Source organism: Plantactinospora sp. CNZ321 (assembly GCF_004217235.1).
Genome location: NZ_SHKQ01000001.1, coordinates 5,577,888 through 5,598,981, shown reverse-complemented (window position 1 = coordinate 5,598,981; position 21,094 = coordinate 5,577,888). Strand labels below are relative to the sequence as shown.

General features: G+C 69.4%; 13 protein-coding genes and 3 tRNA genes. 7 read left to right on the top strand and 9 right to left on the bottom strand.

What is annotated here, in order from left to right; genetic code table 11:
- The first annotated feature begins 276 nt into the window (after positions 1–276).
- Positions 277–1,236 carry a DUF6807 domain-containing protein gene (locus EV371_RS24100; protein WP_130464064.1) on the top strand — a complete coding sequence of 320 codons (960 nt, stop codon included), beginning with the start codon at positions 277–279 and terminating at the stop codon, positions 1,234–1,236.
- A 152-nt stretch (positions 1,237–1,388) separates the two neighbouring features.
- On the opposite strand, the gene EV371_RS24095 is transcribed toward EV371_RS24100, so the two are convergent.
- The 4 genes from EV371_RS24095 to EV371_RS24080 form a co-directional block, all read right to left on the bottom strand.
- The gene (locus EV371_RS24095; protein ID WP_486484768.1) at positions 1,389–2,285 is read right to left on the bottom strand and encodes a carbohydrate ABC transporter permease; all 897 of its coding nucleotides are present in this window, start codon (positions 2,283–2,285) and stop codon (positions 1,389–1,391) included.
- Complete coding sequence (locus tag EV371_RS24090; protein ID WP_130464063.1) at positions 2,282–3,247, bottom strand: ABC transporter permease subunit; 966 nt, start codon at positions 3,245–3,247, stop codon at positions 2,282–2,284. Before EV371_RS24090 ends, EV371_RS24095 begins: the two co-directional genes overlap by 4 nt.
- Before the next feature lie 230 nt (positions 3,248–3,477).
- Complete coding sequence (locus EV371_RS24085; RefSeq protein WP_130464062.1) at positions 3,478–4,059, bottom strand: TIGR03086 family metal-binding protein; 582 nt, start codon at positions 4,057–4,059, stop codon at positions 3,478–3,480.
- A gap of 187 nt (positions 4,060–4,246) precedes the next feature.
- Positions 4,247–4,849: a TetR family transcriptional regulator C-terminal domain-containing protein gene (locus EV371_RS24080; RefSeq protein ID WP_130464061.1), complete on the bottom strand. Its 603-nt coding sequence runs from the start codon at positions 4,847–4,849 to the stop codon at positions 4,247–4,249.
- Positions 4,850–5,647: 798 nt separating this feature from the next.
- Here EV371_RS24080 and EV371_RS24075 point away from each other — a divergent pair.
- The 3 genes from EV371_RS24075 (at position 5,648) to EV371_RS24065 (ending at position 5,911) form a co-directional block, all read left to right on the top strand.
- Positions 5,648–5,720: transfer RNA gene (locus tag EV371_RS24075), tRNA-Gly, on the top strand.
- A gap of 32 nt (positions 5,721–5,752) precedes the next feature.
- A tRNA-Cys gene (locus EV371_RS24070) sits at positions 5,753–5,823 on the top strand.
- Between the two features lie 13 nt (positions 5,824–5,836).
- A tRNA-Val gene (locus tag EV371_RS24065) sits at positions 5,837–5,911 on the top strand.
- A 421-nt stretch (positions 5,912–6,332) separates the two neighbouring features.
- Here the strand turns inward: EV371_RS24065 and EV371_RS33535 are convergent.
- From EV371_RS33535 to EV371_RS24050, 4 genes are all read right to left on the bottom strand, one after another.
- On the bottom strand, positions 6,333–6,491 hold the full coding sequence (locus tag EV371_RS33535; protein ID WP_165436825.1) for a hypothetical protein: 159 nt from the start codon (positions 6,489–6,491) through the stop codon (positions 6,333–6,335).
- A gap of 422 nt (positions 6,492–6,913) precedes the next feature.
- The gene (locus EV371_RS24060; RefSeq protein ID WP_130464060.1) at positions 6,914–7,696 is read right to left on the bottom strand and encodes a hypothetical protein; all 783 of its coding nucleotides are present in this window, start codon (positions 7,694–7,696) and stop codon (positions 6,914–6,916) included.
- A 35-nt stretch (positions 7,697–7,731) separates the two neighbouring features.
- Positions 7,732–10,908, bottom strand: a complete 3,177-nt coding sequence (locus EV371_RS24055; protein ID WP_486484963.1) for an RHS repeat-associated core domain-containing protein — start codon at positions 10,906–10,908, stop codon at positions 7,732–7,734.
- Complete coding sequence (locus EV371_RS24050) at positions 10,905–15,005, bottom strand: IPT/TIG domain-containing protein (RefSeq protein ID WP_130464058.1); 4,101 nt, start codon at positions 15,003–15,005, stop codon at positions 10,905–10,907. Before EV371_RS24050 ends, EV371_RS24055 begins: the two co-directional genes overlap by 4 nt.
- A gap of 187 nt (positions 15,006–15,192) precedes the next feature.
- Here EV371_RS24050 and EV371_RS24045 point away from each other — a divergent pair, with 187 nt between their 5' ends.
- Positions 15,193–16,344: a Dyp-type peroxidase gene (locus EV371_RS24045; RefSeq protein ID WP_207230594.1), complete on the top strand. Its 1,152-nt coding sequence runs from the start codon at positions 15,193–15,195 to the stop codon at positions 16,342–16,344.
- On the opposite strand, the gene EV371_RS24040 is transcribed toward EV371_RS24045, so the two are convergent.
- Positions 16,331–16,792, bottom strand: coding sequence for a helix-turn-helix domain-containing protein (locus EV371_RS24040; RefSeq protein ID WP_130464057.1), 462 nt, complete (start codon positions 16,790–16,792; stop codon positions 16,331–16,333). The two genes, EV371_RS24045 and EV371_RS24040, sit on opposite strands and share 14 nt — an antisense overlap.
- A 596-nt stretch (positions 16,793–17,388) precedes the next feature.
- On the opposite strand from EV371_RS24040, the gene EV371_RS24035 reads away from it, so the two are divergent.
- Both EV371_RS24035 and EV371_RS24030 read left to right on the top strand, forming a co-directional pair.
- Positions 17,389–18,807, top strand: coding sequence for an extracellular catalytic domain type 1 short-chain-length polyhydroxyalkanoate depolymerase (locus EV371_RS24035; protein ID WP_130464056.1), 1,419 nt, complete (start codon positions 17,389–17,391; stop codon positions 18,805–18,807).
- Between the two features lie 468 nt (positions 18,808–19,275).
- A complete protein-coding gene (locus EV371_RS24030) occupies positions 19,276–21,093 on the top strand; it encodes a carbohydrate-binding domain-containing protein (RefSeq protein WP_130464055.1) in 1,818 nt (605 codons plus the stop codon).
- The last annotated feature ends 1 nt before the right edge of the window (position 21,094 follow it).

Below are 21,094 nucleotides of genomic sequence, written 5' to 3'. Positions count from 1 at the left end.
CGGGGGCACCTCGCCGGTCGGGTGGCCGGCCTCGCCCAGCTGGGCGTGGTCCGGACCGCCTGGCCGCCGTCGGTCCGGGGGCACCGTGCACCGTAACACCGAGCCATTCTCCGTCAGCGGCGCGTGGCGGTCGCCGATCGGCGCCGTGGCCCGGCGCCGTGGTTCCCGCACGGCGCCACCCTCGGTACCCTGTCCGGCAGGGGAAGCGCTTTCCCATGCGGTGTCACCGACCGGCACCCACCCACCCATTCGAGCGAGGGACCGAGGACGGCGAGCATGGGCGAGGACCTGACCGGGGTACGGCTGCAGGTGCGCGGCGAGACCGTGGCGGAGTACATCCTCGACGACCCGAACGTCGACCCGCGCTGGGGGCCCCGGCCATACCTGCATCCGGTGCGTACCCTCGCCGGGGTCGTGGTGACCGACACACTGCCCGAGGACCACCGCTGGCACCTCGGAGTCTCCGTAGCGATGCAGGACGTCTCGGGCACCAACCTCTGGGGCGGCCGGACCTACGTCCGGGACGCCGGCTACACCTGGCTGGACGACCACGGCCGCATCGTGCACGACGCCTGGTTGGCCGACGGACCGGCACCGAGCGCCGCCCCGTCCGGAGCCGCCCCGTCCGGCGATCGCCCGGGTGACGGTGGCCCGGGTGACGGTGGCCCGTCCGGCGGTGGCCCGGGTGACGGTGGTTTCGCCCAGCGGCTGCGCTGGCTGGATCCGGCCGGCGCGACCCTGCTGAGCGAGGAGCGGCGGGTCGCCGCCGCCGAGCTCGCCACCCGCGCCGACGCCTGGCTGCTCGACTTCGGCTACACCCTGACCGCACCGGCCGACCGGGACATCCTGCTCGGCAGCCCGGCCACCAACGGCCGGCCGGACGGCGCCGGGTACGGCGGCTTCTTCTGGCGGGTCGCCCCGGGGCCCAACCGGGCCTTCACGGCGGGCGCCGAGGGAGAGCAGCGGGTCAACGGCAGCACCGAGCCCTGGCTGGCGATGGTCGGCGCGGCGGCCGGCGGCCGGCCGTACACGTTGGTCTTCGCCGGCCTGGCCGACGGCGACCACTGGTTCGTGCGGACCGGGATCTACCCCGGGGTCTGCGTCGCGCTCGCCTTCGACCGGACCCTGCCGGTCCCGGCCGGCACCGCGGTGCGGCGCCGGCACCGGATCGTGGTCGCGGACGGCGAACTGACCCGCGACGAGGTCGAGGCGCTGAGGCCGGCCCTGGTCTCCTGACCGGCCCCAGCCCCGCTCGGCGGACCCGACCGGGCGCCCCGGCCGCACCCGGCGGACCCGATCGTCAGCCCGTCGGCGCCGCACGCCGGCCACCGAGCCGACCGCCAGCCCGTGAGCCCTCCAGCCCTCCAGCCTGTCGGCCCGTCAGCGTGTCAGCCCTTCAGCCCGGAGGTGGCGATCCCCTCGACCAGATAGCGCTGGAAAGCCAGGAAGAAGAGCAGCACCGGGACGATGCTCAGCACCGACATCGCGAACATCGGCCCGAATGCCGACTCGCTGGTCTGGTCGATGAAGAGTCGCAGCGCCAGCGGCAGCGTGTACGTCTCCGGGTCGTTGAGGTACACGAGCTGGCTGAAAAAGTCGTTCCACGTCCAGATGAAGGTGAAGATGGCGGTGGTGACCAGGGCCGGCTTGAGCAGCGGCAGGATCACGTACCGGAAGGTGAGCACCGGGCCGCAGCCGTCGATCTCGGCCGCGTCGTCGAGTTCCCGGGGCAGGCCCCGGATGAACTGCACCATCAGGAAGACGAAGAACGCGTCCGTGGCGAGCAGCTTGGGCAGGATCAGCGGCACGAAGGTGCCGACCAGGTCCAGCTTCTGGAAGATCGTGTACTGCGGGATCAGTACCACGTGGTACGGCAGCATGATGGTCAGCAGGGTGAACGCGAACAGTGGGCCGCGGAGCCTGAACCGCAGTCGGGCGAAGGCGTACGCGGCCAGCGCGCAGGAGACCAGGTTGCCGATCACCGCGCCGACCGCCACGATCACCGAGTTGGCGAAGAACTGCCAGACGCCGATCCCGGCGATCCCGTCCAGCGCGGCGGTGTAGTTCTCCGGGGCCAGCCGGCTCGGCAGCAGGCTCAGGCTGGAGAGGATCTCGTCGGTCGGCTTGATCGAGGTGGCCAGCAGCCACGCCACCGGATACAGCAGCAGGGCCAGTACGGCGATGATCAGCGCGTGCCAGCCGACCGTACGCAGCCGGGCCCCGGCCGCACCCGGCCGCCGAGCCGCCGGAGTACGGGTCGGCAGGCCGTCGGAGAGAGTGCTCACCGGTCCTCCCCGGAATAGAACACCCAGCGACGCGAGGTGCCGAAGAACAGTGCCGTGATGATCGCGATGACGAGCAGCAGGATCCAGGCCATCGCCGAGGCGTAACCCATCCGGAACTGCGAGAACCCGCGTTCGTAGAGGTAGAGCGTGTAGAACAGGGTCGAGTTGCTCGGTCCGCCCCGGCCACCGCTGACGATGAACGCCGGGGTGAACGCCTGGAACGCGTGGATCGTCTCCAGCACCAGGTTGAACAGGATGATCGGGGAGAGCATCGGCAGCGTCACCGACCGGAACGTGCGCCAGGTGCCGGAGCCGTCCACCGCGGCGGCGTCGTACAGCTCGGTCGGAATCTGCTTGAGACCGGCCAGGAAGATCACCATTGGCGCGCCGAACTGCCAGACGGCCAGGATGATCAGCACGTAGAGGGCGTAGTCGGGTTCGTTGATCCAGCCGCCGGTGTCCCAGCCGAAGGTGCCGGTGACCGAGTCGACCACACCGGCGTCGGTGAACATCGCCCGCCAGACCAGCGCGATTGCCACCCCGGTGCCGAGCAGCGAGGGGGCGTAGAAGGCCGACCGGTAGAACCCCTGCCCGCGCCGCTTGCGATTGAGCAGCATCGCCACCGCGAGGGCGGCGGCCAACTTCAACGGTACGGAGATCAGCACGTACATCGCGGTGACCTTGGCCGAGGCGAGGAACCGCGCGTCGTCGGCGAAGAGCCGCTGGTAGTTCTCCAGGCCGACCCACTGCGGGGAGGTGAAGAGGTCGTAGTCGGTGAAGGACAGGTAGAGCGAGGCGAGCATGGGGCCGACGGTCAGCAGCAGCGCCCCGACCACCCAGGGGGAGAGGAAGAGGTACGCGATCCCGGGCCGGTTGCGCCGGTATCGGGGCCGTGCTCCGCTGCCGGCACCGCCCGGTGCGGCAGGCCGGGGCGGTGGCCTGCGCAGGGTCCCAGTTGTCATGGTCGACTTTCCCATCGGCTCCTGGCGCCCACACCCGCGCCGGGGTGTGTACACGCCCCGGTGGCGGGCGGTGATGAAACCATTCAACAAACCGCACGAAGGTACCGTCGACTGGCGGGGCCTGTCAACGGAGGCTCTGTCGACCGGAGCGGACGCCGGGCCGACCGGCGGAATGGCGGCACGTGGATGAATCGATTCAGAGGGTCGATCGAGAATTCGAGAGCGCGGCCTCACGAGTCGGGACGCCACCCCGGATCCCGGCCGAACCCGGCGACGAGCCGGTCCTGCTGGCCCGCCTCCGGCCGAACCGGTACGGCCGGGTCGGTCAGCCCACTGTCCCGGTACAGCGACGTGTGCCGGGCGAACCAGCGGGCACACTCCTCGACGCCGGCCGGATCGAGCCGGGGTTCGACGCCGATCGCCACCGCCAGATCCCAGCCGTGCACCAGGTGTTCGGCCAGCAACTGGTGCAGGTACTCCCGGCCCGGCGTCGGCCCGGCCGACAACTCGACCGTCCGGTCCAGGACGGCGGGGTCGGCGACGGCCCGGCACGCCTGGTCGGCCGCGTCCCGGGCCGAGGCGGCGGGATCGGCGCCCAGCAGGTCACCGGAGAACCGGTCGCCGACCTCGGCCAGCGAGGCGCCGTCGAAGAGCGGCACCGACCAGCACTCCTCGCCGACCACGTGGTTCACCAGGGTCCGGACGTCCCAGTCGGCGCAGGGCGTCGCCCCGGACCACCGGTCGGCACCGACCCGGCCGACCAGGTCGGCGAACCCGGCCACCGTGCGCCGGTACGTCGTCAGCAGTTCCATGGCCCGATTCTGCCCGGCCACCCCGCCGCCCGCCCGGGAAGCGGCCCGAGTCGAGCGCGGTCAGCCAGGTGCACGGAGACCGAGCCGAGCGTCGGCCGCACCGAAGGGAGACCGAACCGAACGAGGGCCGAGCCGGTCGACGGCAGCGGTTCGTCGGGTGTGCCGACCGACCCGGTCAGCCGCACGATCAGTCCAGTTGGTCGGCGAGCAGTCCGAGTTCGCGGGCGACCGAGAGCCGCACCCACTCGGTGAGCTGACGGCGCGGTATCACCCGGTAGTGCACCGCCATCTGCACGGCCAGCCCGTCGATCAGGCCGTTGATCCGCCAGGCGGCTCCGGCCGGATCGTCACAGTTGAACACCCCGGCCGCGACCCCGGCCGTGATCACCTCGCCGAGCCCTTCCCGCCGGCGCAGGTCGAACCGCCGCGACACCTTCTCCAGCTCCGGCGTGCGCAGTGACTCCGACCAGCCGTCGATCCACATGGCCCAGGACCGGGACCGGCCCGGCGGGACGTAGAGGCGGAGCAGCTTCTTCAGCTTGACCAGTGGGGTGGCGGGGGAGCGGAGCACCGTCTCGAGTCGGGCCAGATCCTGCTCCGCGGCGTACGCGAACGCCTGGGCGACCAGTCGCTCCTTCGTGGCGAAGTGGTAGAAGACCAGCGCCTGGCTCACCCCGGCGGCCTGGGCCACGTCGGCCGTACGCGTGTTGGCCAGGCCACGCGTCGCGATCACGTCGCAGGCCGTGCGTAGTAGCGCATCCAACCGCACCTCTGCCGCACGTCTCGTCACGCGGCTACGTTAGCCCATTCCGGTCGGCACAATAAGCTATCAACACGTCGGATAAGTTACTAGCGGGTCAGACTGTCCACTAGCGCATCAGAAGCCGCACGTCCGCCCCTCACTCGTCACACTGAAGCGAGTCAACCACCGGGCCGGAAGAGATCGGTAACCTTCGGTACCTCGTAGTAGTGTCCGCTTCTGCCAGACGGTGTGGCCAGAATCCCTCCGGCGGCGGAGGCCGACCCCGATCCGGAGGGCTCGGCGGGATCGGTCGCCTGGATCGGGCGGGACGAACTTGCCGCCCTGGCCACCCCGGACCGCAACGCCGCCGTGACCTACGACGACGAGGAGCGACCGGCCCGGCAAGTCACCGGCCCGGCAAGTCACCGGCCCGGCAAGTCACCGGCCCGGTCGAGACCGGGGTGGCGTTGGTCGCCTTCGACGGTATGCGAGGAAGACCAGCGGCAGCACGCCGGCCAGGAAGACGATCAGACCTCCACGCCGCGAAGTAACCCGTCCGCCCCCTCCGCCGTCCCTCCGCCACTACCCCGACCGTCCTTCATTCCAGGTTCCTAGGATGCTGTAGGGGCGGTGGCGGAGGGCTCGCGAGTATCTGCTGGAACCAGCGGCAGACAGCTCTGCGCCCATCCACCGATCCGACCGGGCCGTGATCAGGCCGGTACTGGGACGTCGGGAAGGGCGTGCGTGGCCAGCGATCCTGACGCCGCCGACCGGGGCCCCGAGTTGGCATCTGATCGCGGGCTCGGCTAAAGTTCTCATCCGTCACCGGAAAACTTCGGAAGACAAGCGGACGTAGCGCAGTTGGTAGCGCATCACCTTGCCAAGGTGAGGGTCGCGGGTTCGAGTCCCGTCGTCCGCTCGGAGATGCCGCCACATGTCGGGGGCTACCTCGGTGGAGTGGCCGAGAGGCGAGGCAACGGCCTGCAAAGCCGTGTACACGGGTTCAAATCCCGTCTCCACCTCGGCTACAAGCGAGGGCGATTGGCGCAGTGGGAGCGCGCTTCCTTGACACGGAAGAGGTCACTGGTTCAAACCCAGTATCGCCCACCAGCTATGTAAGCAGGTCAAACGGCTCGTTACCAGATCATCGGTAACGAGCCGTTTCTTTTCTGCTCCTTACGGTGGGAGCAAACTGGGAGCACATGATCATCTACGGCGACCCTACGACGGGGCGGCGTCGGAGGCGCCGACGTGGGCCGCTCGACGGTTGCTTCGGACGAGGCGCAGCGGGACAGGCGGATCTCGCGTAGTGGCCTGCGCTGCTACAACTGCCGGTCCAGCCGTTATGGCGATCTGGTGTGCTGCGTCCTGGGCCTGACCCGGTTTGGCGGACAAGGCCACGCACCGCCTCTGGGCCGTACGCGTGGGCCGTCCCACGTCAGACCCGCGTGTTCAGGCTGTCGTCGACCTGCTCGCCGACTCTCGCCCTGACCAGGCCGAACAGCTAGCCCGAGCGATCGAGGACTTGTCGTTACGTGATGACGCGCTCGTTGAGGTCGCCCTTGCCGTCAACGTCGCCGGCGATCCGGAGCGTGGGGAGCGGATCGTCGATGAGCTTGACAGGCTCTGGCAACAGGCGTACGCGCTGGCACAGCTCGCACTCGACGCGCGGCCGGCCGGGAACGTACATCGCTTGCCGGTCCTCGCAGACGCTGCCAAGGAACTGCTACCTGAACGAGGCAACAGTCGAGGCGCCGTCGAGCTGATGTGCTGCTATCCGAGGGGGATGCGACTGTCGGGTAGAGAAAGGGGAGGTAGTGGAACCTGAATCCTACTGCGGATGCGGGGCACCGGGTTATTGGTTGAATGCCGGAACGGTGGCGCACCACCACCGTGCCCCACCCTGCGGCGGCGGATGCCGGCGAGTCTGATCCGTGTAACCGTGTTGAAACTCGTTCAGTGGCTGTGACCTGGTGTTTTGAGGATCGTATCCGGCTGCCCGGTGGTACTCGTCGAAACGTCATGTGCAGCTTTCTGTGGCAGCCTGCCAGCTTCCCAGATCACACCATGTGTGCTGGTTCTGGCGCGGTATGGGAACCGGCTTCGCACGGATCAGGACTGGACGTGGCGGAGGGTGTCCGCGGCGAGGGCGATGTAGGTGGGCACGGCGCCCTTGCGCTCGAAGTCCTTCGGGCGGATCCACAGCTGTCGCTGACCCGCGCCGACACTGCGTTGCATGAGGCTGATCAGGAACTCCTGTGCCCGGGGAGCGTACTCCGAAGGGCTGCGCCCCAGCTCGGCAACGGCGGCCGACACCGTGGTTTCCGGGTCCGGAACGTAGACGTAGTCCTCCCCGACCGGCAGCTTCTGCGCGGTCAGGTCCACGCCGAAGCGGAACTCCACCTTGACGAGCTGGGCATCGCTGAAGTCGTTGCCGTGGATCTCGTTCCGCTCACGCAGGACGAGCTCCCGATAGCCCGGAGGCACCGGCAGGCTCCCGGCGCCCCGCTGCGCGTCGACGGTGGCGGCATAACGTCCGGCGCCGTTGAGCGGGCCGCCCCAGAACCGCAGCCCGGTGATCCGCCCGTTGAACGTGCAGTCGACGAACTCCAGGTAGTCGGGCACCACCTGGGTCGCCCGCACGCTTCGGAAGGCGCACCTGACGAACCGGGTGAAGCCGCCGAGCGCCCGCAGCGACGTGCCGTCGAAGGAACAGTCGACGAACTCCGTCTGCTCCATCCCCGCGCCGAAGCCCGCGTCGTTGATGCGCGTCCGGTCGAACCGGCAGTCGGTAAAGGTCGAGCCGACGGAAACGAACTGGTCCAGCGTCCGCCGTGAGTAGTCGGCGCCGACCACCTGCTCGTGTCGGACGCTGACGACCTGCCGATCCGGCATCTTGGCCCCACCTTCCGCTCGTGCCTGCGGCCACGCTACTTCGTCCACTGGTAGGTGGCGTAGTCGCAGGTGGCGTACGCCGGGTCGTAGCCCTTCTTGGTCTTGTCCGTGCCCTTCAGTTTGTGCGCGGACACCTGGCCCGGCGTGGTGAGTTCGATCAGCTTCCCGGTCAGCGTGTCGAGGAAGTCCGGGCCGACGGTGCGGTAGTCGAACCGGTCGCCGTAGCGTTCTTTCAGCGCGTCGCGGGTCATCTTGTGCACCTCGGAGCCGCGGAAGCGATCGATCAGCCACGGCTCGTCCTTCAACGCCTCCCGCTGGCTGTCGGTCAGCCGCTGGTCGATTTCCTCGAAGCCCTTGTCCGCCATCTCCTGGGCGGTGTCCTCGACGATCTTGCGCGGGTCGTCGGGGTCCTCGTCCGGCAGGTTCGGGCCCCCGCCGCAGTTGTTCGGCTTCTTCGGCTTCGTGCCCATCGGGTCGACCTGGGCGGTCGGCTGGTTGGCGACGTACGCGTACGGGTTGGTGCCGCCCGCGCTCAGCCCGAGCGGGTCCTTGCTGATGAACCGTTGCTGGCCGGGCGCGTAGTAGCGGTTGCGGTAGTGGTACAGCCCGCCGCCGTCGTCCTCCCTGCCGGTGAACCGCGTCGGGTTGCCCAGATCGTTGCCGGTCGCCGTGGTGCCGCCGTAGGGGTCGTAGGTGTACTCCCCGCCGATCGCCGAGCCGTCCGTCGTGGCGATCGTGCTGCCCAGCGCGTCGGTCAGCAACGACTGCGAGCCGCCGGCGGTACTACGCGAGAACACCTCGTCGACCGCGCCGGTGAGCATGGTGGCCAGGACCGCGTCGCCGCTCTTCTCCTGCAACGCGTTGAACCCGTCGTAGAGGTAGCTCGTGGTGGTGGCGCCGACCGTGCGGCTGGCCCGTCGGCCGAACGCGTCGTACCCGAACGAGACGGTCGTGTCCCCGCGCGTGAAGCGCGTGAGTTCGTTACGCGCGTTCCAGGCGTACGTCGCGTCGCCGTCGGCGATGACGTTCCCGTCGTCGTCGTACGTGCTGCCGGAGCGCTGGTCGGCCGCGTCATAGGTGACCGGCCCGGACGCCTCCGGCAAGGTGACCCGCGCGTACGCACCGTCGACGTGCACCGGCCGGCCGAGCGCGTCGAGGGTGTAGCCGATCGTGCCGAGAGTGTTGGTGCCGTACTTGTACGTAATTGCGGTCAGCCGGCTGGCGTCGTCGTACCCGTAGGTCTGCGCGACGCCTCCCGGCAACGAGAGCGAGGCACGCCGCCCGGCCGTGTCATAGCCGATGGTCGCGGTCTGTGCCCCGCGGGTGACTTCGGTGAGCTGGTTGGCGTCGTTGTACCCGTAGGTCGTGTCGGGCTGCCCGGCGACCGTCATCGAGATGCGCCGGTCCGCGGTGTCGTAGCCGTAGGAGACCGTGCCGTTCGAATCGGTGACGTCGGCGGTCCGGTCGAAGTCGTCCGGCGTGATGGTGATGGTCCCGGCCGCCGAGTCCACGATGGTCCGGCGCCGGCCGGCCGCGTCATACGTGTAGCCGACCTCGCTCTCCTCGGCGTCACCGTCTACGCCGTAGCGGATCGACGTGATCTGGTCCAGTGCGTCGTAGCCGTAGACGGTCAGCTTGCCGGCGGCACTGCGAACCGTCTCCGGGTTGCCGTTCCGGTCGTAGGTGTAGCGGGTCGTCCGGTTCAGCGCGTCGGTGATCTCGAAGAGCCGATCGGAGTCGTCCCACATGTAGACCGTCGTGTGGTCCCGGGCGTCGGTGACCCGGTGCAGGTTCCCGTTCTCGTCGTACTCGGACGTGGTGGTCCGGCCGAGCGGGTCGGTGAGTGACCTCAGCCGACCGGCCCCGTCCCAGGTGGCGGTTGTGACGCCGCCCTGGGCGTCGGTCGAGCGGATCAACCGGCCGGCCGCGTCGGCGAACGACCGCCGGACGTTGCCCAGCGGATCGGTCGCGGAGACCGTGTCGCCGAGGTGATATCCGTACTGCGTGGTCTTGTTCGCCTTGTCGATGGTCTTGACGACCTGCCCGGACTCGTTGGTCTCGAGCGTGATCACGCGGTTCATTGCGTCGGTGACCGTGTGCAGCGAACCGTCCGGACGGTAGCCGAAGGTGGTGGCGTGTTGCAGCGGGTCGACGATCTTGCTCACCTGGCCGAACGGGCCGTTCCGCTCGATCGTGTTGGTCCGCGCCTTCGCGGTGCCGGACATCTCGGTGATCGTGGTGATCTCGCCGCCTGGGTCGTAGGTCAGCTCGGTGCGCCGGTTGAGCGCGTCGACGTACGCGGTGGCGAGGTTCGTCCCCGGCTGCCGGGTGATGGTGACGGTCCGGGCGAGCGGCGTGCCGTACGCTGCCGTGTCGCTGGTGATGAAGCCGTCGTCGTTGAAGGTGACCCGCCGGACGTGCCCGTTCGGGTCGGTCAGCTCGGTCGCGGTGACCTTGTTGGCGGCGTTGGTGGTGTAGGCGAATCGGTAGGTGGCGCCGCCGGGCATGGTCTGCAGTCGCACCCGCCCGTTGGCGTCGTATTCGTTGGTGAGGTAGACCGTGCCGCGGGCATCCTCGATGGTCTTGAGGCGACCGGCATCATAGGTGTAGGTCGTGACGCCCTGGTTGACGTCGGTGACGGTGTGCAGCCGGCCGTCGCTGTGGTAGGTGTAGCGGACCGACCGGCCGAGGACGTCCTCGGCGCGGGTGATCCGGTTGCCGGCGTCGTAACTGAATTTGATCCACTTGCCGTTGGGGGAGGTGACCTGGGTTATCGGTCCGCGGGCGCGGGTGATGCCGTCGGTCCACGGCGCCGAAGGTGCGCGGGTGATGGTGATGGTGTTGCCGAACCTGTCGCGGATGGCCTGCAGCGGCGCCTCGTCACCGAAGACGTAGGTGGTGCCGTCGCGCAGCTTGAGGTCCCAGCCGTCGCCGTTCCAGGTCAGCATCGAACCGCCGAACTCACTCGGTGTGGGGTCGGCGACGAAGACGCTGTTGATGTAGCCGTTGGGTGGTTCGCCGCCGGGGCTGACGCGGTGGTAGCGGATGCGGCTGCCGCCGGGCAGGACCAGCCAGCACTCGTAGAAGCGGTTCTCCGAGTAGAGGTCCAGGCTGTAGTTGAAGTATGAACCGACGCCGAAGGCGCGCCGGCCGGTGTCGCTCTGCTGGTAGGTGCGGCTGACCTGGAGCGGCATGACGTCGTCGACGGTCAGGTCGGTGTGCTCGTCGAGGAGCAGACCGGTGCCGAGGTCGACCGGGTCGCCGCCGCGGCCGCCACCGGCGGCCTGGGGCTGGGCTTCCGGCGGCGGGTCCTCGCCGGGGTGATCAGCATCGCGCCGGTGAACTGGTAGACCTCGGTGCCCTTGTTCGGCTCGACGCGCTTGCCGTCGGGGGTGACGGTGCCCTTGCCGTAGATGAACCAGCCCTTGCCGGCCGGGTCGTAGTGCCAGAAGTCCATCGACGCGCCGGGCTTGGCGTGGGTGAAGTTCGGATAGATGACCCGGACACCGGTTGGGAACACATACGAACTGCCCGGCTGCACGGTGAAGTAGCTGGGCACCCGCGAGCGGGGCAGCGGGAAGGGTGCCCGGTCGATCGGAACTGCGGTGATGCCGAGCTCGGTGACCACCTTGCCGTTCACGTCCCGGACCACGGCACCGTCGGGCAGTTTGACCTCGAGGCCGGGGATGACCGGGCTGGAGATGGTCACCTCACCCTTGGCGGGCGAGGCGAATTTCACCGTGTTCTTCGTGTCCAGTTGGGTGAGCCAGACCGTGTACGGCAGCACGGTGGTCTGCTTGTCGCTCAGGTCGACGCCGATGTCGTGCAACCCGAACGCGCGCTCCGGCGACGAGGCCGTGCCGCCGTCTACCCGCAGTACCCGATGCCCGGCCCGCAGGCCCTCGAGCAGGAACTGTCCGTTGGCGTCGGTGCGCACGCTGGTGCTGTCGACGCTGACCGTGACGTCAGCGAGCGGCTTGTCGTCGATGGTGCGGACGCGTCCGGAGAGCGCGGTGACGCCGGGCCCGGCACGCAGCGGGTTGGCGAGCTGCTGCTGCGGAGCGCCGCGCCCGGTCGACCAGCCGTGCCCGGCCAGGTTGAGCTTGCTGGGCCGCCAGGCCGCGCCCGCCTGCGCCGACGTGGTGGCCGGCGGAAGCAGCTCGGCCGGGTACCGCTTGGCGTGCGGCGAGTCGGCCCTCTGGACCTTCTCCGGCACGGCGGCGCCGGTGGCCAGGTGTGGCTGTGTGTTCGACGGGTGAGCGTCCGGGGTCTGCGCCGCCGCGGCCGTGCGGGTGCGCAGGGTGCCGGTCGCGCTGCCGGTGTTCGAGTTCGGGCTGATCAGGATCTCGTAGGTGCCCGTGGTGGGCAGCGTCGGGATGTTGACCGTCGCGCCGCCGGCCAGCCAGCTCAGCGCGGCGCCGTCCGGCCGTCGAACCCAGACCGACGGATAGTACGGGTTGGTCACGTTGGTGAACCCGATGGCGAGATTCTGCCCACTCGTGCCCGCGTAGGTATACCAAGTGCTCTGACCGACGCGGGTGACGTTCTGCGTCTTGGCCGCGTTGAGAGCCCAGGCGCCGCCGGAGATCTGGGCGGACGCGGTCACCGTCACTGAACCCGTTCCGCGGTCGGTCGGCATGACCGACAGCCGGTAGGTGCCCGCGGTGAGCTGATAGGTGTCCAGGGCGATGATCTTCGGGATGGTCTCGCTGATCGCCATCACGCCGGTCGGGCCGACCAGCCGGACGTAGAGGGTCGAGGACGCGAAGGTCCAACTGGTGAAGCCGAAGGACAGCCGCTGCCCGGCGGTGACGGTGAGGGTGGTGTCCACGTAGCGGCCCGCGGTCGTCACGGACAGCGCCTTGGCCGCGCCGCCGATCGCGGTGGCGCCGGCGTCGACCGACTGCACCAGCGCGAAGGTCAGGGAGCCGTTGGTCGCCGCCCGTGGCTGCACGGCGAGCCCGTACGTGCCCGCCACCGTCAGTGGTTCGAGCGCCCGCCACACATCGTCCAACCATCCGGAATAGACGGTCGTGCCGTCCGGCCGAGTGATGTCGATCCAGACCTGGTATTGGTAGTTGTAGGCGCTGACCGCCATGCTGAGCCGCTGGCCGACGGCGCCGGTGAAGGTGGTTCTGGTCGGCTGGCCGGGACGCGACGAGGTGACGGTCTTGCTGGTGCCGAGGGTCAGCGCGCCACCGGCGATTGTCGGTGAGGCGGTGACCAGCACCGAGCCGGTAGCGCCCGCAGCCGGGCGCAGCACGACGCGGTAGCTGCCGGCGGTCGCGGTGGTCACGGTGATGGCGCTGAGGCTGTAGACGTACTCGTCGTGGACCACGACGCCGGCCGGGTTGACGACGCTCATCGTGATGCGACCCTTGGAAGGCAGCGCCCAGCTACTGAACGCGAGGGTGACCTCGCTGTTGGCGGTGCCGGCGACCGTCAGCGCGACCGCCCGCCCGGCCGAGAACGACACGCTGGTGCCGGCGCCGGTCAGGCTGAGCGAACCCCCGCTCTGCGGCTGCCACAGCCCAAGCGTGTAGGTGCCGGTGCCCGAATTCGTACTGATCGTCAGTGTGTAGGTGCCGGTCGCGGGCAGCACCCCCAGATCCGTCCAGCTGGCCTGCACCCCGATGGTGGCGAGCGTGCTGCCATCGGGCGCGGTGACCTCGACCCGCGGGTAGTAGGGCATGGTGTAGTTGGTGAACTCGAGGCCGAGACCCTGCCCGGCGGTGCCGGCGAAGGTCAGGCGTGAGTCCTGCCCCGGCCGGGAGGCGGTCACCGACCGCGTGGTGCCGACCGTGATCGATCCGGCGTCGTGCGGGGTCGACGCGGTGATGGACAACGATCCGGTCGCCAGGTCGGCGCTGCGGAACAGAACCGTGTAGCGCCCTGCGCCGACCGTGGTGAAGTCGACATCGAAGTGCGGCAGGTTGAGGATGTGCCGCCAGTAGCCGTAACTGCCGGCGCGCGGCCAGACCACCGGTACGCCGTTGGGGTCGCGTACCTCCACCGTCATCGACTCGGACGGCAGCGTGACGCCGGAGACGCCGAGCCCGATGCGCTGGTTGGCGGCCGCGTCGATGCTCAACTCGGCCTGCTGCCCGGCGCGGGCGAACTCCACCGGGGTGGCCCCGCCGTTCAAGGTCAGGGTGCCGAGGACGTTGCTGGACAGCGTCGCGGTCACCGCGCCAGTGGCGGTGGTCGAGGTCGGCTTGAGCACGATCTGATAGGTGCCGCTGGTCGGCAACGGCGTGATCGACCATCCACCCCGAGATTCCGACTGTAACCACGGCGAGTCGTACTCGTCCCGGCCGATCGACCCGCCATACGGCGTGTACCCATAGATCGCGATGTCGCCCACGGTGGACCCGGTCAGGCCGAGGCTGAGCCGCTGACCCTTGGTGCCGTTGAAGCGCAGCACGGCCACCTTGCCCGCGTTGCTGAAGCTCACCGCGGTGGCGGAGCCGTCGATCGCCAACGCCCCGGTGAAACCGATGTCCGTGGCGACGAACGGCTGGGACACCGCGACGAAGTCGTTTGCGCTGGTGGCCAGCCCGCCGGGGGTGGCGACGCTGATCTTCCCCGAGACAGCGGCGCCAGGCACCAGCACGGTCAGGCTGGTGGCGGAGGCGGCGGTGACCCGAGCTCGGGTACGGCCGAAGGAAACGTTGTTCTGCTCCCGCTCGACAGAGAACCCACTGCCGGTGACCGTTACCGTCGTGCCCTCGGCGCCGGTCGCCGGGCTGAACCCGGAAACGGTCGGCGCGGGGGTCGCTGCCGTGACGGTGAACGGGCTGCTCGCGGTGGCCGAACCGGTCGTCACGGTCACGTCGCCGCTGGTCGCACCGGCCGGCACGACAGCGACGATCCTGGCAGTCGATGCCGTGGTGACGGTCGCGGGTGTGCCGTTGAACCGCACGGTGTTGTCACCGGTCGAGGCCGTGAAGCCGGTGCCACTGATCGTCACCGAAGCGCCGACCGGTGCGCGGCTGGGCGTGATAGCGGTGACGGTCAGCGCGCCGGCCGGCGAGCGGGTGACCCCGGTGGGGTTGCCGGCGTCGTCATAGGAGTAGCGCGCTCCGGCGCCGTCGGCCGACGTGCTGACTCCGCGGAGCTGCCCGGCCGCGTCATACGCGAAGTCCGCCGGGGCGGCTGCGGCGGTGGGCGCGGGTCCCCTCTCGGCGGGCGCGGTCGGGACGGCTCGCGCTGGTGGCTGCGGGGACGCCTCGGCCCTCGGGGGGTGGGGCAGCGAAGTGATGATGACCAGACCGGCAGCGACCGCCACCAGCAACCGACGTCGAATCATGCGTGTCCTCCCCCGTTCGCACACGATGAGTCATTGTCGCCGGGTTGGTAGATCGACATCGATGATTTGGTGTGAATGCGGGACAAGAGCGGGACAACGCAGGTCAGACGCGCTTTCCTCGAACGCTTTCCCACGATCCACTGTGGTGTGGCGGTCAGGTCGACGCGCTGCGTCGAGCACGTCCGCCGTGACGGCTGAGATCGCGGCGCGCCGTCCCGGGCTTGTCCCGCTTTCGTTCCGGCTCTCGGCTCGACCTCCGGCCGCGCCCTATCATGGCCGCATGCGGCGACGAACGATGCTCGCGGTAGCGGCCGGCGCCACGCTCGCCGGCTGTTCGTCCAGGGCTGCACCCGCGCCGGCGCCGGCGATCGTCCACCAGCCCGGCGTCGTGACGCCGCCGCCGGAGTTCGCCACGCTTATCGCCCTCGACGTGGCCGGCGCCGGCCTGGGCGCATCTCTCGGTCGGATAGCGACGCTGGTCGCGCAGGTGCACGCGAGTAAGGCCGCGACCGTGACGGTCGCGGCCGGCGCTTCGCTGTTCGACGACCGGTTCGGCCTTTCCGAGGTACGCCCGCAGCACCTGACCGCCATGCCGTCGTTCCCGAACGACGTGCTCGATCCGGCGCAGTGCCACGGCGACCTGCTGCTGCAGATCTGCGCCGAGCGCCGCGATCTGGTCGCCGCCGTCGCGGCCGACCTGACGAGGCCGGAGGGGCTCACGGCCCGCTGGCGGTGCGACGGCTTCCGGGCGGAGAACCGTACGACACCTGGCGGGCTACCGACCACCCGCAACCTTTTCGGTTTCCGGGAAGGTGCGGGCAATCCCGACCCCCGCGACGATGCGCTGATGGACCGTGTGGTGTGGGCGCGCGACGGCGAGCCAGCGTGGGCGGCCGGCGGAACGTACCAGGTCGTGCGCATGATCAGGTTCGCCACCGAGCTGTGGGACCGGGACCCGGTGTCGCACCAGGAGGCGATTCTCGGCCGCCGGCGCGACGACGGGACGCCGCTGTCCGGCGGCACCGAGGATGCACACGTCTCCTACGACGCCGATCCGGACGGGCGGAGCACACCGCTCGACTCGCACATCCGGCGGGCGGATCCGCGCACCCCCGGTAGCGAGCGCCATCGCATCCTGCGACGCGGCTACTCGTACAGGAAAGGTCTCGATCAGGGGTTGATCTTCATTTGTTTCCAGCGGGACGTCCAGGCGGGGTTCGCCACGGTGCAGAACCGCCTGACTGGCGAGGCGCTGCAGCGGTACGTTCTGCCGTTCGGTGGAGGCTATTACTTCGTACCGTCATCGATCGACGTCCTGCGCGGCCTCACGACGAGCTGATCAGCCGCTGCGCTACCCGCAATCGGTTGGCCGCGTCGGTACTCAACCGCAGCACCGTCAGCAGGTGCTCGGGCACCTGGTCACCCCGCGCCCGGGCCTCGCTGATCGCGTCCGCTGTCACCCGCGAGATCCGGCCCAGATGATTCTCGACCGTGCTCAGCTCACGCAGGGGGCGCGCGGAGGAGCGACAGGCCCGCCGGGCCGCGCGGGCCCGCACCCACAGCGGCCGCAACTCGCCCTGATCGGCACCGGCCTGCTCACACAACGCGGCCACCACCTTCCACGGCGGCACGATACGGCCCGACAGGTAACGGGACAGTGCCGAGTCGCTGGCGAAGGTTGCCGACTGCAACTCGCGAAGGGTCTTGCCGGATCGGTCTTGCAGCGACCGCAGGCCACCGGCCAGATCCTCGGTGGGTGACGCCGTCTCCGATGGTTGATTGATCAAAATCTGGCCCCCTCGGCGAGTGACGACTACAACCGAGTCTAGAGTCGACTCTCACCCCCTGTATTGTCCAGATCCCGTATGCGTGTTCGCGGAGTATCGAGATCAATCGCGCTCTTCCGCCGGCGGCAGCGAGGTGGCGGCGCGCGTCGGCGTAGCGGTCCGGATCGCTTCGGGAGAGGTAGACCGGGCTGAGAGCCCGCATCCGTAGCGACAGCCGGGCGGGTCCGGCCGTGACGGCATCCTGCCGAGGCGGGTCCAGGGCGCTCCACTGCGGCGCCGGCACCGCGGCCGAGCCGCCGGTGATCTCGTCAGTCGCCGGGAACATCCGGTCCAGCAGCTCGGCGGCCTTCGAATCGACGACCCGGAGGTAACCCGCCACCGGCGCAGGTCGGGGCGCAGGGTCGCTGGTGCCGGACCTGACGGCGTCGGAGCCGCGGGCGGATCACCGAACTCCCATGCCTGATCGAGCTGAGCTGGTCGGTGTGGCACGTGTCGTGCGGGATCACACTCTCGGGCTCGGCAACATTAGGCGATTAGTTGACGGTCGTCAGCGGAGTGTCTAGTGTTTTCGATAAATCGTCATCGATGGAGGTGTCATGAGACGAACCAGGGCGGCGGTGGCTGGGTTGGCCAGCTCCCTGCTCCTCGCCGTGGGTGTTGTCGCCCTGTCTCCGCCGGCGTCCGCAGCGTCGTTGGTCGAGGTGACCAACTTCGGCAACAACCCAGGCGGCATGCGGATGCACATCTACGTGCCGGACAACCGGCCCGCCAACCCGGCGATCGTGGTCGCCATGCACGGCTGTGGCGGGTCGGGGCCGGGCTTCTACTCGGGCAGCGAGTTCGCCTCGCTGTCGAACCAGTACGGGTTCATCGTGATCTACCCGAGCGCCATGCAGGAGGCCGGATTCGGTAAGTGCTTCGACACCTGGTCGGACGCGTCCAAGCGTCGCGGTGGTGGCAGCGACCCGGTCTCCATCGAGTCGATGGTGAACTACGCCCGGACGCAGTACGGCGCCGACATCAACCGGGTCTACGCCACAGGCAGCTCGTCTGGCGGCATGATGACCCAGCACATGCTCGCGGTCTATCCCGACCTGTTCAAGGCGGGTGCGTCCTTCATGGGCGTGCCCTTCAACTGCTTCGCCAACGCGGCTGCCTACCCGCCCGGCGGCCCGTGCACCAACGGCTCGATGAACCGGACCCCCCAGCAGTGGGGTGACATGGTTCGAGCGGCGTACCCCGGCTACACGGGACCTCGCCCGCCGATCCAGCTGTGGCACGGCACCAACGACACCCTGGTGCCGTACTCGCTGCTCCAGGAGTCGATCGAGCAGTGGACCAACGTGCACGGGCTGAGCCAGAACCCGACGTCCACGGACACCCCGCAGGCCAACTGGAACCGCCGCCGCTTCGGCACCCAGGTGGAGGCGTACGCGATCCAGGGCGCCGGGCACAGCCTCCCGTCGAGCGGTATGGCACGGGTCGCCATCCAGTTCTTCGGCCTGGACCGGACGACCCCACCGACCACTCCGCCGGTGAACCCGACCACCCCGCCGGCTACCGGTAACCCGACGAGTCCGCCGACCACGCCTCCGGTGACTCCGACCGTGTCGCCGACCGTGCCGCCGGGTTCGGCGTCCGAGATTCGTGGTGCGCAGTCGGGTCGGTGTGTGGATGTGCCGAACGCGTCGCGGAGCAACGGTACCCGGGTGCAGCTCTACGACTGCAACCGGCAGTCGAACCAGTCGTGGACGTACACCTCGGACAGGCAGTTGCGGGTGTACGGCGATATGTGTCTGGATGCGGCGGGTTCTGGTAACGGTGCGGCGGTGCAGATCTACGGTTGTCATGGTCAGGCCAACCAGCAGTGGAATGTCAACTCCAACGGGACGATCAGTGGGGTGCAGTCCGGGCGGTGTCTGGATGCGTGGAGTACGGCCAACGGGGCGCAGATCCAGTTGTACGACTGTCATGGACAGACCAACCAGCGGTTCAGCCTTACGCCTGTCGGGTGACGGGTTGATGGAGTACCTCTGAGACAGGCTGGCCGGACGGGCGGGCTCGGCGTCACGCCGGGCCCGCCCGGATCGCGCGGGCACCGCACCACCCGGGAACAGCGCGTGCAAGGCCTCCATCGCCTCGACCGGGCGCGCCACCAACGGCTGCTCCACCGAGACCGATTGCCGCTTCTGCTGGACGATCGCCGGATCCAGCACCGCGGCGATGCGGGCCTGCAGAACCTCGTTCCTGTCCGCGAAGCGCGGAAGACGATGGCCTCCCCGACGCCCGCCGCCCGGGCGATCTGCGCGGTGGTGACGCCGGTGCCCCTGCTCGACCAGCACGGGCGAGGCCGTCGCGCTGCCATCCGGCGAGGCGGACGAATCGATCATCGACGATGGCCCCGAAAACTGTCGTCACTCATTTATAGTTGTCAATGTGTTGCATGCACCTCCCGTCCCATCCATCTGCGTCAGGACAGATTCATGAAACGCATCCCGCTGAGAGGCATCGTCTCCACCGGGCTCGCGATCGTATTGATCGCCGGCCCGCTGGAGGCACCGGCCACCGCGCAGGCGACCGTCCCGATCACGCTGACCGGCGCCACTGCCACCAGCCCCAGCGCCGACGTCACCATCGCCGGGCGGGCCGTGACCATCACCGCACCGGGCACCTACGAGATCACCGGCACCCTCAACGACGGTTACCTGAACGTCGACACCTCCGCCTCGGGCACCGTCGACCTGATCCTCAACGGCGCCACCATCACCAACTCCAGCAACGCGCCGCTGCAGGTCACCGACGCCGACGAGGTCGTGATCACGCTCGCCGCCGGCACCACCAGCCGGCTCACCGACGCGACCAGTTACGTCTATCCGGATCCGAGCACCGACGAGCCGAACGCCGCCCTGTTCAGCACCGCCGACCTGCGGATCACCGGGACCGGGGCGCTGGCCGTACGGGGCAACGCGTACGACGGAATCACCAGCAAGGACGGCCTGGTCATCGAGTCAGGCACGATCACGGTGAACGCGGCCGACGACGGCATCCGAGGCAAGGACTTCCTCGACATCACCGGGGGAAGCCTCGACGTCACCGCCGGCGGCGACGGCATCAAGTCCGACGACGCCGAGGTGGACCGGGGGCGGCTCGCCATCACGAACGGCACGGTACGGGTGAACGCGGGTGACGACGCCATCAAGGGCGAGAACACGGTCGCCATCTCCGGCGGCACCGTGACCGTCACCAACTCCTTCGAGGCGATCGAGAGCCGGCAGGTCACCATCGGCGGCGGCACCGTCAACGTCACCGCCCGCGACGACGCGATCAACGCCGTCGAGGAAGGGTACGGCGACTTCGACGTGGCACCGAACGCTTTCGTCCGAGTCACCGGCGGGACCACCGTGGTCAACTCCAGCATCGACGGCATCGACTCCAACGGCTCGGTGACCTTCGCCGGCGGCACGGTCGTGGTCAGCGGACCGACCACCGGCAGCCCTGGCGAGGGTGCGATCGACGCGAACGGCCCGGTCTACTTCACCGGGGGCACGATGCTCGGGGCGGGATCGACCTCGATGGCGGTGCTGAGCCTGCCGCCGACCTCGGGCCAGGGCTGGGTCGCCCCGCAACTGTCCAGCAACCAGCCCGCCAATGCCCTCCTGCACCTGGTCTCCGGCGGCCAGGTGCTCGCCTCCTACCGCGCCCCCAAGAGCTTCCGGGAGGTGGTCTTCTCCTCCAACCGGATCCAGCACGGGCAGACCTACGAGGTCTACCTGGGCGGCAGCCTCTCCGGCACGACGATCGGCGGCATGGCCACCACCGGCGGCAGCGTCGCCGGAGCCACCCGCCTGATGACCGTCACCGCCGGGCAGTACCGCGGCGGCCTGATCGGCTGGCCGCCCGGCGGTCCCGGCTGGCCGCCCCCGACCACCCCGCCGCCCGTCACCCCACCGCCGAATCCGACCACGGCGCCGCCGAATCCGACGACTCCGCCGCCGAGCACTGGCGGCTGCACAGCGTCATACTCCATCGCCGGCCAGTGGCAGGGCGGCTTCCAGGGCGACGTACGGGTCACCGCCGGCTCGTCCGCGATCAGGGGTTGGCGGGTGACCTGGACCTTCGCCAACGGCCAGACGATCACCCAGTCCTGGAACGCGACCATCAGCGCCAGCGGCTCGGCGGTAACCGCGACCAACGTTGCCTTCAACGGCTCACTCGGCGCCGGGGCCAGCGCCAGCTTCGGGTTCCTCGGCACCTGGAACGGCAGCAACAGCGCGCCGACCCTGAGCTGTGCCGCAACCTGAT